Genomic DNA, 13,160 nt, shown 5'->3' on the forward strand with positions numbered 1-13,160 from the left:
ATGCGGGTGATGTCAAGCTGTATTCATCTGAAGGGACTGCGCTTCCACGCCTTTATCGGTGTGGGAGAGCAGGAACAGAAGGTTGGCAACGAATACGTTGTTGACCTTCGCCTGCGATACCCCTTTGCGCGTGCGATGGAGTCGGACGACGTTGCCGACACGCTGAACTATGCCGAGGTGTTTGCCGTTGTCAAGGCAGTGATGGCACAGCCCTGCCGTCTCTTGGAGCACGCGGCAGGCAATCTGGCGCGGAGGCTGGAGGAATCGTTTCCGGAAATCTCTGCTTTGGATATTGAGTTGACCAAGCTCAATCCGCCGATGGGCGCAGACTGTACGGGCGCAAGTGTGGAATTACATTTAATAAATGATAAAACCAAGGAGTAGAACCTCTGTTTTAAGCTGAAAATTAGTATCTTTGTCTCTCATTAGTTTCGTATGGTCAAGAAGATATTCCTCCTCTTTGTATTGAGTTCTGTCTTCCTTTTGGCTCCTTCGTGTGCCAAGGGGAAGTTTACGCTTGTTATAGATGCCGGACATGGCGGGCACGATACGGGTGCTGTCGGGGTCTTTTCGCAAGAGAAAAATATCAATCTCAAGGTTGCTTTGGCTTTCGGGCGGTATGTCGAACAAAATCTGCCGGAAGTTCGGGTGATATATACGCGAAGGACGGATGTGTTCATTCCGTTGCATGAGCGTGCCGGAATAGCAAACCGGGCAAAGGCTGATCTCTTTATTTCCGTGCATACAAACTCTGTTCCTGCAGGTCATTCGAGCGTTGCGGGATTTCAGGTTTATACGCTCGGTATGCACCGTGCGAAGGACAATCTTGATGTGGCCATGCGAGAGAACTCGGTTATTTCGTTGGAGAAAGGCTACCAACAAACCTATCAGGGGTTTGACCCGAAGTCGTCGGAGAGCTATATTATGTTTGAGTTTATGCAGAATGCGAACATGTCAAAGAGCATAGAGCTTGCTAAATTGATTCAGCGTTCGGTCTGCGGTTCGGCTCACCGGGCTGACAAGGGGGTCCATCAGGCAGGCTTCCTCGTCCTTCGTGAGACTTCCATGCCGAGTTGCCTGATAGAGCTGGGTTTCATATCCAATGACGAGGAAGAGCAGTTTCTTAACTCTGACATGGGTGTAGAAGTCATGTCGCGTGGCATTTACGAAGCGTTTGTACAATATAAGAACATGTACGATGACCATCTTGTATTGCCTTATCGTGGAGCGAACAACCGACAAATATCGGTCGGTCGTGTTCTGCCGTCGTCGGTAGAGGTGGCAGCACCTGCGAGACAATCCCTGAAACCCGTCAAGGTGAGTTCGCCTGCCGGGCGTACAGCTGCGTCTGCCAAGTCTGCTCCGGCACAGCCTTCCGGCAAAAAGAAAGAACAGAAGCCCAAGGCGCAGAAATCTGCTGCGGCAGTCTCGCCCGAGTCCAATCTTCAAGGTGCAGATTTTTGCCGTTAACCGTCAGCTGCGTCCGGGCAGCGAACAGTTCAAGGGACACAAGGACGCGGTGTATTTTATGGATGGCGACATGTTTAAGTATACCATCGGGGAAAGTCAGGACTATAACGAAATGGTAAGGCTCCGCAATAAACTGAATAAGGATTTCCCACAGGCATTTGTCGTAGCCTTCAAGAAAGGCAGGCGGATAAACACCAGTGAGGCCATAGCAGAGTACGTAAAGAATAAGAAAACTAAAGCAGAGACGAAATGAAAAAATTATTTACTCCTGAAGTAAGGATAGCTCTTGTGGCAATAGCAGGCATTGTCGTGTTGTTTTTCGGGATGCAATTCCTGAAAGGACTCGACCTTTTTGCCTCCGAATCACACTACGAAATGAAGTTCAACAATATAGACGGACTGAGCATTACCAGTCCTGTCTATGCGAACGGCTATAAGATTGGAGCAGTGAAAAGCATCAACTACGACTTCGCCAATCCGGAGAAAGGCATATCGGTGGGAGTGGATGTAGACGAGAGCATGAAGATTCCGGTAGGTTCTACGGCTGAAATCGTCAGCGACCTGATGGGCAACGTGAAGGTGAATCTTATCCTTGCCCATACCAACGAGTACCTTGCAGTCGGCGGAACGATTGACGGACGTGTCAATGACGGTGCCTTGGGTGAGGCAAAGAAGATGGTTCCGGCCATTGAGAAGATGCTCCCGAAGATAGACAGCATCCTTGCCAGTGTGAACGTGCTCCTCTCTGATCCGGCCGTTAAGGCTTCTGTGCACAACGTCAGCAAGATTACGGCCGACCTTACTACTTCTACCCGGCAGCTCAATGCGCTCATGGCGCAGGTCAACGGGGCTTTGCCGGGTATGATTGCCCGTACCAATGGGCTGCTCGGCAATGCCAGCGGAATGATGGCCAATGCCAATGGTGGCATAACGGAAGCCCGTGGTGCTATCCGCGGAGCGAGTGGAATGATGGACAATCTAAATAATAAGGTGAACGAAGTAGACCTTGCAGGTACAATGAGCAAGGTCAACCAAGCCCTTGAGCATATCAATACGCTGACTGCAAAGCTGAACAGCAACGAAGGCAGCATGGGGCTTCTGATGAACGATCCCTCGCTCTACCACCACCTGTCCAATACTGTGCGCGATGCTGACAGCCTGCTTGTCAATCTGAAAGCGCACCCGAAGCGTTACGTGCACTTCTCTATCTTTGGACGGAAGGACAAGTAGCGGGTAATTTAGAAGTAGTCTAAATAGCTCAACTAAAGTTCCACACTTTAAGTCAAAGGCATAACGGCTTTGAGAATCAAGCCGTTTGCCTCCCCATAAAGGATGTTTCACCATCATTGTTCTTTTGCTTTCTACTTCCTGTAAGTCTTTGAAATATAAGGGGTTGGATATATACAACCATCGAAAATATAATGTTCGTTTGGTGATATGGCTAAGCCCCAATAACAGAAAGGCTTACACGGCTTTTAGAGCGGACGGAGGCAATTTGCGATAAATAAGGTTTCATATTTTTTTTCTAACTTTGCAGTTGCAAGTTAACAATTGACTCAATAGATTGGAAGATTTGCCGAAAGACATAAAGATAACATATCTGTAAACATGAACGTACAACCCAAGATGCTCTGGGAGCAGTGTCTCCAGCTCATAAAGGAAAATGTCTCCGAGCAGCAGTACAATACGTGGTTCAAGCCCATAGCCTTCGAGTCGTATCAGCCGGCTACGAAGACGCTGTTGGTACAGGTATCCAGCCCGTTTGTATATGAGTATCTGGAAGGCAACTACGTCAGTTTGCTCAGCAAGGTACTGACACGTGTTTACGGACAAGGCGTGCGCCTGACTTACCGTGTGGTTACCGATAAGGCGCACAACCTCACACAAGATATTCAGGCAGACACTGCCGAAGACATTTCTTCGCAGAATCCTACTGTCAGAGCCAATCAGAGTCCGACCGTACTCGACGCAGCCGAGCAGGAACTCGACCCGCAGCTCGACATCCATAAGACATTCAACAACTACATTGAAGGCGACAGCAACAAGCTGCCGCGTTCCATCGGTCTGTCCATTGCCGAGCATCCGAACACGTCGCAGTTCAATCCGATGTTTATTTACGGCCCTTCCGGTTGCGGAAAGTCTCATCTCGTCAATGCCATCGGACTGCGCACGAAGCAGCTCTACCCGCAGAAGCGTGTCCTGTATATCTCCGCGCGATTGTTTCAGGTGCAATATACCAACTCCGTACTGCACAATACGACCAACGACTTCATTAATTTCTATCAGACAATAGACGTTCTTATTGTTGACGATATTCAGGAATGGGCAACGGCAACGAAGACGCAGGATACTTTCTTCCATATCTTCAACCATCTCTTCCGCAACGGCAAGCGCATCATTCTGGCCTGCGACCGTCCGCCGGTAGAGCTGAAGGGAATGAACGACCGCCTGCTGACCCGTTTTGCATGCGGTCTTATCGCGGAGTTAGAGAAGCCGAATGTGCAGCTTTGTGTCGATATTCTCCACAATAAAATAAAGCGCGACGGTCTCAACATCCCCGAAGACGTTGTCCGCTTCATTGCCGAGACTGCCAATGGAAGCGTCCGCGACTTGCAGGGTGTCATCAATTCGCTCCTCGCCTACAGCGTGGTCTACAACAGCGACATTGACATGCGACTGGCGGAAAGGGTCATCAAACGTGCCGTGAAGATTGACGACGAGCCGCTGACCATCGACGATATTCTGGAGAAAGTGTGCACCCACTATAATGTAACGGCCACGGCGGTCAACTCGCGTTCGCGCAAGAAAGACATTGTCATAGCCCGTCAGGTGAGCATGTATATGGCGCAGAAGTACACGAAGATGCCTGCCAGCCGAATAGGAAAGCTCGTCGGCAACCGCGACCATAGTACCGTCATTCATAGCTGCACGAAGATTGAAGACCGCCTGAAAGTGGATAAGGGTTTCAATGCCGAGATTGCAAGTATTGAAAACTCCTTCAAGCTGAAGGCATAGATACATCCAAAAACCATAAATCCTGCTTCCCGGATGGGGAAGCAGGATTTTTTCATTTCGTCTTATGGAAGGCCTGATAAGATGGCCGTTGTCTATCGCATCAGTGAATAGGGGGGAGCGTTGTTCCGGGCATTTGGCACTCATGTTTTGGATGAGTTTTTCCTGATGAACGAAAGTACCGCTTTCGCATGGTGAAAACGGCTTTCCGACACAGCGAAAGCGGCACTTTCGTTTTGCCGCTTCGTCATAGTCATTTTACGGTTAGTCTTTCCTGTTTGTTTTGTTGATGGGCGGCCATCGTCGGAGACGGTGCATGCTCTGCCGCTCTTCTTTTTCGTCATCTTGTCCGAAGGTTGTTTTTCTGACGGAGAAGTGTGGGCTTTTGAATAAAAAAGACTATCTTTGCAAGGACGAGATGTTGTTTTCTGTGTCAGCAGAGAGCGGCAGTTACCGATAAAAGATGATGTTATGGCGAAAGGAAAATCAACTTGCAAGGTGCTGAAAGAGATTCGGCAACGGATAGCGGATGCGAACGGCATCAGCTACCAGCCCCATGAGTGCCATTACGAAGGGGACTGCCCGGGTACTTGTCCGGCGTGCGAGCAGGAAGTGCGCTATTTGGAGAAACAGCTCAAGGAACATTCCCGAAGTGGTCTGGGAGCAAAGGTGGCAGGGGTGGCTGCCGGAGTATGCGCTGCCATAATGCCCCTGTCAGCTGCTGCACAGAGTGCGGACGAAGCTCCTGTAGTCCGGGGTGCTGCACCTGTGATAAAGAAGGACACGGTTCAGGTGAAAGACTTGTCGGGCGGTCGTGCCGATTCGGTAACGGTGCGTGGGAAAGTTGTAGGCGCGACAGACGGCGAACCCCTGATAGGGGCCAGTATTCTTTTGGAGGGAACGAATAAGGGAACAATAACGGATATGGACGGTATGTTTGCCGTGCGCGTCCCTGCGGACGGCTCGTTGGTTGTAAAGTATATCGGCTATAACGATAAGACGATAAAGGTGGAAGACCTTTCAACCTCGTGGTACAATGCTATTGTCTTGGATGATAATGACCTTGAATTGCAGGGCGAGGTGGTTGTCTTAGGCGAGGTGAGCGCTGTTAATGGGGACGATATGTATTACAGACAAAACGACAAACCCAAGTCGCACAAGGAGAAATGCGAGAAACAACAGCTCCCTTTATAGGTATCGGCAGGCACAGAATGGCTACCGACGGAGTGGGAGTAACGACGCTCGTTGCCTTTCATGGCTGTCCGCTTCGCTGCCGGTATTGTCTGAATCCGCAATGTCTGAATGGTGATGGCGTTTGGCGGACAATGACGCCCGGCGAACTATACGGTGAGGTGGAAATGGACGACCTTTACTTTGTCGCGACAGGTGGTGGTATCTGTTTCGGCGGCGGCGAACCGCTGTTGCAGACAGAATTTATCCGGTCGTTTTCTGACATAATGAATCCTGCTTGGAAACTGACGCTTGAGACTTCGCTGAATGTGCCCGTCGCTTCCGTACAGGCTGTTGCTCCGCTTGCCAGTGAGTGGATTGTAGATATAAAGGATATGGACGCTTCTGTCTACAGGCTTATACGGGTAGCAGCAATCTGTTTGTATGTCGTAATCTGGAATGGCTGGCAAGTCAGAATTTACAGGAAAAGGTACTGGTTCGCTTGCCTTTGATACCGAGTTTCAATACGGAAGAAAACCGGGCAGCAAGCGAAATGGAGCTGAGAAAGATGAGCTTCACGCGTTTTGAAAGGTTCAAGTATAGGAGACTATACCTGAAATAAAAATCGTTTTCAAGCCCTTTCCAAGAGCGAAGAGCTTGAAATATATACAGAAATATATCGGAGATTCGGACAAACGGCAGTGTAGGGACAATTGTCCCTGCACTGTGATAGGATGAACGGTGCTTCTTTTGCCAGTAGGAATCCTATTGTATTCCCCACACACGGGCAATATTCTCTCGTGGCAGTGTCTCTATGTGTTTCTCAATGTCATCGGGCAGATTGCAGAAAAAGTCGATTCCCGTCAGCTGTTCCAGTTCGTTGATATTGCGGATGTACGGCGAGGAGAGCCTGCTGTCGTCTGACTTGTGCTCAAACCACAGCCCGATGGCCATATAGCTGCTGCCTTTCTTGCAGAGGATGGCAGCAAAATAATATTTCGGGACGATGAGCGTTGCCCAGCCTCCTGATGATTTTGTCGCTGCTGTCTATCGTTCCGCCTTTCACTACATAGAGTGTGTCGCGGAAAGAGGCCTTGTTCATGCTGCGCAGCCATGTTTCCATCTTCTCCCACACACCGGCATTGAAGGTGTGCAGCTGTGGTTGCATGTTGGTAAGATAGAAGGTCTGGATGTTTGACTCGCGTGTGCTGACTCGGTCTTGCGACGGACAGATGTGTCCGTGGTCGTATCCCGAGCGGTAGAAAGGGTCTGAATTGAATCCGTAGTTACTTCCGAGGAGCGGATTGAAGGGATACTGCACTTCGCCCTTAGAGGTGTCGGCAACGTATCGGGAGACGTTCTGTATGCTGTTGTTGCCGTACATTTGGTAACAGCTCCAGCGTTGCGACTTCAGGCCGGTGTCCCATTCGGTGCTGTAATTGATTCCATACTCGTATGAAGTGTTCTTGTTCCTGTTTGGAATGGCCAATTGTGCTTCGTGAACAAGGACAAGGCTGCTGCCGCCCTTGACCTTTGGAAACTCCAGACGGTGGGTGGCAGTGTTGGAATTAAGCAGGTTGGAGTTGACGTTTGCAATCGCCGGGGTGCTGCTGCTGTTGTCGGGATTGTCGTCGTCGCTGCTGCAAGCGGTCAGGCAGAGTGCAAGGGCGAAGTAAAACAGAAATGGTAAGTTCTTATTGTGGGGCATGTCAGTGGGCTTTTGGTGGATAGAAAAAGTGCGGGCAAGCATATATGCAACTATGCCGGTCCGCACTTTATGTGATAGGGTATTAATCTTCTACTTCTTCAGCTTACCGTAACGGTTCATGAAGCGGTCTACGCGACCAGCAGTATCAACAAGCTTGCTCTTGCCGGTATAGAACGGGTGAGAGGTGCTTGAGATTTCAATCTTTACCACTGGGTAAGTTTCGCCTTCAAATTCTACTGTCTCTGTAGTCTTGCATGTAGACTTTGAGAGGAACATATCGCCGTTGGACATATCCTTGAATACGACGGGGCGATAGTTTTCGGGATGAATACCTTGTTTCATTTTCTGTTTATGATAATTTGTTAATACTATTTTCCTGTTCTTGTCAGTGTGTTGCCTTGGCTTCGTTGAGCCGTATAGACACTCACAGGGTGCAAAATTACGAATAATTCTGCACCCTGCCAAATATTTCAATTGTTTTTTACTTTACTACGACGTTCTTTACTTCCCATGTTGGAGCGGCCTTGTCGGTGCTGGTATAGAGGAAGGCTATGTAGACGGCAGACTTGCCTGCGTAGGATGAAAGGTCGCAGGTGGCATCTACGAATTTCCAAGACTGCCCGTCAGGATAGGCCGAAATGGTGAGGTCTTTCCATGTCTTGCCGTCGGTAGAAACCTGTACCTTGCACTCGTCTGCCGCAGTTCCGAAGTATTTGCCGGTGTGCTGGAAAGAGAGGGTGGCGTTTTTCAGGCCTTCAAGGCTGAAGGCAGGGGAAACGAGACGGCTCTGTGCGGCATAGTTCTTCTTGTCTTTGTAGGCCGATGCCTTCATTTGGCTGTTGTCGGCATCGTGTTTCCATACGAAGGTGAGTTCTGCCGGAAGGGTAAGGTCTACGATGGTGAAGTTGCCCATGTCCTTGGCGAAAGTTACATTGAGACCTGTTGATGAGTGTTCGCCGCTTTCCGATAGGGCGACAATCTTGCTGCTCTTGTCCATTTCCATTATAGTCTCGCCGGCCTTGTTGGTATATGCCTTCAGGATTCCCTTGACAACGACGGTCTGGCCAGCCTTCAAGTCGTCCTTGGAAGCGAAGTCTGCCCCGTTAAGGCCTTTGCCGGAATAAATCTGGAGAGCTTTTTCCTTGCCGTCGTCAGAGATGTAATAGGTAATGCTCTTGTATTGTTCGTTGTAAGAAACAACCTCTGAGATGATACCCTTCACGTATGCTTCGCCTGAGAGGGCGTTGCCGCCGTTGTCCTTAATCTTCTGGATGGCGTCTGCAACCGTCCAAGCGGTAGCCTCGGTATTGAGGTCTGCTACAGGCTCTGAGCTGTCCTTGGCTCCGTTGAGGGAGTAAATGTAGTTGCCTTGGGTAAACTCCTTTGTACCGTTGAAGTTGACCAGTTTTCCGTAAACGACAACCTTGTCGCCTGCCTTGATTTGATTGGCAGAGGTGAAGTGCTTGTTTCCGAGAGCGTATCCGCGGTAAACGGTCAGCTGACCTGCTGCCTTGCCGTCGTCAGATATATAATAAGTGGCATTGCCGAAGCTGCCAGTATCAATTTCCTTGACGCTGACGATAGTGCCGGAAACGTAGACTTCCTTGTCGAGATTTTCGCCTGCTTCTATATATTTCATAGCAGCCGCAACGTTGAATGGGTCTGCCTCCGTTCCTGTTCCCTTAGGTTCTGCCGTCGAACCGGGTGTAGGCGTGCTGCCTTGCTCTTCAAAAGTCATGTCGTAAGGCATGGGTACATCTTCACAGCTTGTGAAACCGAAAGCTGCCGCGGCCAGTGCCATCATGGAAAAAAATATCTTTTTCATATTGATTTTGTTTTATTTCTGTTGTTGTTATTTGATTTCTATAATCCAATTGTTTTTGTCTACTTCCGGCGTACCGTTGTAGAGCTTCAGCTTGCCGATGATAAGCACCTGCATACCCTGCCGGAGTTGGTCGGCAGAGGTGAAGTTCTCGCCATTGATGAACTTGCCGCGGAAGACCATGAGCTGCTTGTCGGTTTTGCCGTCGTTTGAGATGTAGTATGTGGCGTTGCCATATTGTGTGGAAATCTCGTCTATCTGGGAGATGATGCCTTCGATATAATAATCTGTGGCATCGGCTTTCCCGGAATTAGCAAGGCTAAGTGCACGTACGACATCGAAAGGATCGTCTTTCGTTCCCTTGCCTGTACCGTCCAAACCATTGAGAGGGTCAACTGTCTGAGCCGGCTGAATGTCGTCGAGAGAGCGGATAATGATTTCCCACTGGTTGTTGAAACGCTTGAAGATACCTGTGATGTCTACCTTTTCTGTCGGAATCTTCGCATTGGCAAAGTCGGCATAGTTGCTGTTGTAGACAATGACAGATTTGCTGTCCTGCTCGTTCAGTGTCCAGCTAACGCTGCCCGCACCACCATTGGGATTGGCGAAAGTACCGTCAACTCCCTTGTCGTTGCTCTTGAAGCTGACGTTGCGGATGATTCCGAGCTTCCCACCGTCGGTGTTGATGTCCCATTTGGTCGGGTTTGAGCCTACGGCAAACTCTGCCGGCTCTACGTTGCTGACCTTGCCGAGTATTTTGTAATGGCTGTCCCATGTGGCACGGCTCATGCGTCCAACGTATGTGGCGTTGTTCTTATTGGTTGTCGGCACACCTATTTCTGCCTGTTTTCCGTAATTGCCTACGTAGAGATCTTTGAGGTTTACCAATACCTGAGTACCTACGGGAAGGCTTCCGTAGATGCCGCTCTGCGCTACGGCAATGATGATGGCACCTGTTTCGTCCTGCAAGGCTATCTCGTTGTAGATGTTGCCCTGTGCGTCGCTGCTGGTTACAACGCCCTTGATCTGCATGTCTTCCTTTACCTGCGCATAGCTGACACCGTTGCGGTAGTCAGTCGCAATATAGTTCGCAAACTTCTCTTTCAGCTTTGCAATGCTGACAACGTTGGTCTCTGTCAGTTCGTTATTGCCGTAGGGAGCCGGTGCGTCTTCGTCGGTTCCGGCGTAGCTGTCGCCCATGCAGGAAGCGAACAGGGCGCATACGGCTGCCATGAATATATATTTCAGATTCTTCATAATGGTCCTAACATTTAGAATTTGTAAGCTATGTTCAGCATACCGTTGATACCGTTGACGTAATACTTCTTAGGGTTGCGGTAGAAGTCGTAGGTACGGGCTGACGTTTCGCTTGTTGTTTGGTTGACAGTGTAGTTGCTGCGGCTTTGTTCATAGCCACCGCTGACTATTCTCTGGTTGTTCAGCAGATTCGTAATCATTAGATTGATGGACAGGCTTCCGTGCGGCAAGTAGATGCTCTTGCCGATGGAGGCATCGAGCATGAAGCCGCCCTTGCCTTCACTCTGTGCATACGGTGTATAATTGCCGTCTGTATCAATGCCGCCGAACTTGGTTCCCATTGTCGTTAAAGTCTTTCCATAGCGCAGGCTTGGTGCGTATGAAAGATAGATGCGGTCGTAGTAGTTGCCCGAAAGGTCAATGAACCAGCCCGACTTATGGAAACTGATGATGGCACTATAGGCAGACAGCGGAGTGCTTGCCTCGTGCATACCTTTATTATATACAATGTCCTTGTAGTAGGTGTTCTTGGTAGAGTTCATGTAAACAACGTCTGCGTTGTTGATGTTCTTGGCCTCGCTCCATGTGCCGAGTGTCTTGAAGTTAAGGAAGCTCGTCAGTTTGAAGTCCAGCCCGAACTCTACGCCATAGTAATCCTTCTTGATGCCTGTCATACTGACGTAGGTAAAGGAGTTGGCGTCATCGAAATAGAAGTTCTGCCATTCGGTTACATGTGTCAGATGATTATAGTAGGCACTCAGATTGGCGTGAAGCCAACTGCCGGAATACTGATAGCTGAGTTCGCTGGAGAAGATGCGTTCGTTGCGGAGGTTCTTGATGAAGTCGTTGTTCATCTCCGGCGAGACGAAGGCATTGCTGGCATTGGGTGCACGATGCTCATAGCCGAGACCGAGAGAGAGGGCGTTTCCGCCTCCGATAGTCCATGTTCCATTGAATTTCATGCCTCCAGAGACGAAGTCAGCATGCTTTCCCTTGCCGAAGGAGTTGTCTGCAAACATGCCGTTACGCATGTGTCCGTGGCGGTACATGTTGTCGTAGCCCATCTTGGCAGCAATCATATAGTGGATGTGGCCGATGGTTTGGGCATAGTTGGCCCATATTTTGGCACGACGGACGTTGAGGTTGTAATCGTAGCCGAACTTGTCTCCCTCATAGACGAGGTTGCCAAGGCCTTGTGTGCCCATTGTGTTAAGGTCGTACTGAACGCGTGGATCTGATGCGTCATAGGTGCCGATGGCATACGTGTTGACGTTGTGGAAGCTCTTGGCACCAAGCAAGTCCTCCATTGTCTGGTAGTGGCGGCCAAGATTCTGTCCCAAGATGAATCCGGCATTGAAGAGCTTGTCCTTGCCGATATGGTTGGTGAAAGAAGACGACAGGGTGGTCAGCAGGTTGTCGTTGTGCTTTGCCTGTACATAGTAGAGGGCATCCTGACCATTCTGTGCAGCCTGTCGGTTAGCGTAGTAGAGGCGGTCCCACTGAATCTGTCTGTTCTCCTTGCTTCCCCACCAAGCCACTGCCGTGTTCCAGTCGGCAAAAGCCTGCGAGGTGCGGAGGCGTGCCTCATTCTGCCCCCATACGTCATAGTAGCTGCTCGGGAGATTTTTCCAGTAGTCGGGTTGAGGATTATCGCTGTTGTTATAATTCAGCTTCGTGCTCTTATACATCGAATACTTGGCAAAGAGACTCGTTGTCAGCCTCATCTTCTTGTTGATGTCCCAGTCCCATGTGAGGATAGCAGACGGTGCAAAATCGTTGACGACGCGGCTGTTGCGCTTGTGTCCGTTCTGATAGCCCCAGTATGGATTGTACTGATAGTCGTTGGCAAGCCAGTAAACCTCGTCGGTGCTCGCTCCCTGAGAAGCACGCTCGGTGGGATTTCCCCATGTGGAGAAGCTGAGAGAGTTACCGTTTTCCCATTTCTTCTGCACGCCGAAGAAGTAGGAGAGCGAGTTGTAGAATGTTCCTTCGACGTATCCGCGGTTTGCCCATCGGTAGGCCACGCTGGCGGCAATGGCCCATCCCTTGGAATTGAAGCCGCTGGCATAGTTGTACATGGTGCGGATGGTGTAGTTGCGGTTAGCTCCAGAGAGTGTCAGGCGGTTGCCTGCTGCCATAGAACCGGCACGGAAATCATAGTTGTTGCTTCCTGCCAGCCCCGTCATGGAGAAGTTGTTGTTTTCGAATGGCAGCGCGAAGTCGACGTTGCGGGTCTGTTGGTTGATACCGCCTACCATAGAGTAGCGGAACTGTCCCGACTCCATGTCGTTCATCGGAGCACCGTTGATGTAGACATCGTTGTACTTCTGGTTGAGCGCGCGGTAGCGGAAGCGCATGGGCGAATAGAGATAGCTACCTGAGAAGCATAGACATTGGTGTTGGAATTGAGGATTGTAATGTTGTCCGTCATTTCATTGTCCTCTCCCAACTGTGCTTCCGTGAAGGTAAATGCCGATTCATCCATCGTGTTTGCCGTTTGTTCCTGTCGGTTGGCATCGGTCTTGGGATTCTGGGCGAATACCACCGACGAGCTGCAAAGAGCAAGCAGGGCAATTGTCAGCTTTTTCTGCATAGTTGATATATAGTTAATTGATTTTATAATTTGGCGGTATGGATAAAATAGACAGAGTCTGCAAATCCTTGTCTGCAAACAGCTCGTCTACAGACTACCTTGTGCAAAGTAACAAAATATATTTTGAA

General features: G+C 49.8%; 9 protein-coding genes and 3 pseudogenes. 6 read left to right on the top strand and 6 right to left on the bottom strand.

Translation table 11 applies throughout. The features are described 5' to 3' along the window. The 6 genes and pseudogenes from folB to JCM15908_RS11755 all read left to right on the top strand — a co-directional run bounded on the left by folB (window position 1) and on the right by JCM15908_RS11755 (window position 6,274). Window positions 1-384 (top strand): dihydroneopterin aldolase, encoded by a 384-nt coding sequence (gene folB, locus JCM15908_RS02280; RefSeq protein ID WP_025002111.1) that lies wholly within the window; start codon window positions 1-3, stop codon window positions 382-384. Between the two features lie 51 nt (window positions 385-435). Next, window positions 436-1,723 (top strand): annotated as a pseudogene (locus JCM15908_RS11750) (N-acetylmuramoyl-L-alanine amidase). Beyond that, the gene (locus tag JCM15908_RS02290) at window positions 1,720-2,700 is read left to right on the top strand and encodes an MlaD family protein (protein ID WP_025002112.1); all 981 of its coding nucleotides are present in this window, start codon (window positions 1,720-1,722) and stop codon (window positions 2,698-2,700) included. Before JCM15908_RS11750 ends, JCM15908_RS02290 begins: the two are co-directional and overlap by 4 nt. A gap of 378 nt (window positions 2,701-3,078) precedes the next feature. After that, the gene (gene dnaA / locus JCM15908_RS02295) at window positions 3,079-4,485 is read left to right on the top strand and encodes a chromosomal replication initiator protein DnaA (protein ID WP_025002113.1); all 1,407 of its coding nucleotides are present in this window, start codon (window positions 3,079-3,081) and stop codon (window positions 4,483-4,485) included. 468 nt (window positions 4,486-4,953) lie between these two features. After that, the gene (locus tag JCM15908_RS02300; protein ID WP_025002114.1) at window positions 4,954-5,676 is read left to right on the top strand and encodes a carboxypeptidase-like regulatory domain-containing protein; all 723 of its coding nucleotides are present in this window, start codon (window positions 4,954-4,956) and stop codon (window positions 5,674-5,676) included. After that, window positions 5,649-6,274 (top strand): annotated as a pseudogene (locus JCM15908_RS11755) (radical SAM protein). Before JCM15908_RS02300 ends, JCM15908_RS11755 begins: the two are co-directional and overlap by 28 nt. A gap of 143 nt (window positions 6,275-6,417) precedes the next feature. Here the strand turns inward: JCM15908_RS11755 and JCM15908_RS15420 are convergent. From JCM15908_RS15420 to JCM15908_RS11765, 6 genes and pseudogenes are all read right to left on the bottom strand, one after another. Continuing rightward, the gene (locus JCM15908_RS15420) at window positions 6,418-6,606 is read right to left on the bottom strand and encodes a DNA/RNA non-specific endonuclease (protein ID WP_051530739.1); all 189 of its coding nucleotides are present in this window, start codon (window positions 6,604-6,606) and stop codon (window positions 6,418-6,420) included. Continuing rightward, window positions 6,584-7,360, bottom strand: a complete 777-nt coding sequence (locus JCM15908_RS11760; RefSeq protein WP_051530740.1) for a DNA/RNA non-specific endonuclease — start codon at window positions 7,358-7,360, stop codon at window positions 6,584-6,586. The genes JCM15908_RS15420 and JCM15908_RS11760 overlap by 23 nt, the downstream gene beginning before the upstream one ends. Before the next feature lie 90 nt (window positions 7,361-7,450). Next, complete coding sequence (locus tag JCM15908_RS02315) at window positions 7,451-7,702, bottom strand: type B 50S ribosomal protein L31 (RefSeq protein ID WP_025002115.1); 252 nt, start codon at window positions 7,700-7,702, stop codon at window positions 7,451-7,453. A 139-nt stretch (window positions 7,703-7,841) separates the two neighbouring features. Further along, entirely contained in the window at window positions 7,842-9,185 is a 1,344-nt protein-coding gene (locus JCM15908_RS02320; RefSeq protein WP_025002116.1) for a choice-of-anchor J domain-containing protein, read from the bottom strand. Between the two features lie 27 nt (window positions 9,186-9,212). Further along, window positions 9,213-10,439, bottom strand: coding sequence for a DUF5689 domain-containing protein (locus JCM15908_RS02325; RefSeq protein WP_025002117.1), 1,227 nt, complete (start codon window positions 10,437-10,439; stop codon window positions 9,213-9,215). 14 nt (window positions 10,440-10,453) lie between these two features. Beyond that, a pseudogene (locus JCM15908_RS11765) lies at window positions 10,454-13,032 on the bottom strand (TonB-dependent receptor). Window positions 13,033-13,160 lie beyond the last annotated feature (128 nt).

The sequence above is a fragment of the Prevotella dentasini JCM 15908 genome (assembly GCF_000614065.1).
In the GTDB taxonomy this organism is placed as follows: domain Bacteria; phylum Bacteroidota; class Bacteroidia; order Bacteroidales; family Bacteroidaceae; genus Prevotella; species Prevotella dentasini.

What these genes read in the sequence shown, in the direction of transcription:
- folB (WP_025002111.1), top strand. Translation starts at nt 1, where the DNA reads ATGCGGGTGATGTCAAGCTGTATTCATCTGAAGGGACTGCGCTTCCAC.
- JCM15908_RS02290 (WP_025002112.1), top strand. Translation starts at nt 1,720, where the DNA reads ATGAAAAAATTATTTACTCCTGAAGTAAGGATAGCTCTTGTGGCAATA.
- dnaA (WP_025002113.1), top strand. Translation starts at nt 3,079, where the DNA reads ATGAACGTACAACCCAAGATGCTCTGGGAGCAGTGTCTCCAGCTCATA.
- JCM15908_RS02300 (WP_025002114.1), top strand. Translation starts at nt 4,954, where the DNA reads ATGGCGAAAGGAAAATCAACTTGCAAGGTGCTGAAAGAGATTCGGCAA.
- JCM15908_RS15420 (WP_051530739.1), bottom strand. Translation starts at nt 6,606, where the DNA reads ATGGCCATCGGGCTGTGGTTTGAGCACAAGTCAGACGACAGCAGGCTC.
- JCM15908_RS11760 (WP_051530740.1), bottom strand. Translation starts at nt 7,360, where the DNA reads ATGCCCCACAATAAGAACTTACCATTTCTGTTTTACTTCGCCCTTGCA.
- JCM15908_RS02315 (WP_025002115.1), bottom strand. Translation starts at nt 7,702, where the DNA reads ATGAAACAAGGTATTCATCCCGAAAACTATCGCCCCGTCGTATTCAAG.
- JCM15908_RS02320 (WP_025002116.1), bottom strand. Translation starts at nt 9,185, where the DNA reads ATGAAAAAGATATTTTTTTCCATGATGGCACTGGCCGCGGCAGCTTTC.
- JCM15908_RS02325 (WP_025002117.1), bottom strand. Translation starts at nt 10,439, where the DNA reads ATGAAGAATCTGAAATATATATTCATGGCAGCCGTATGCGCCCTGTTC.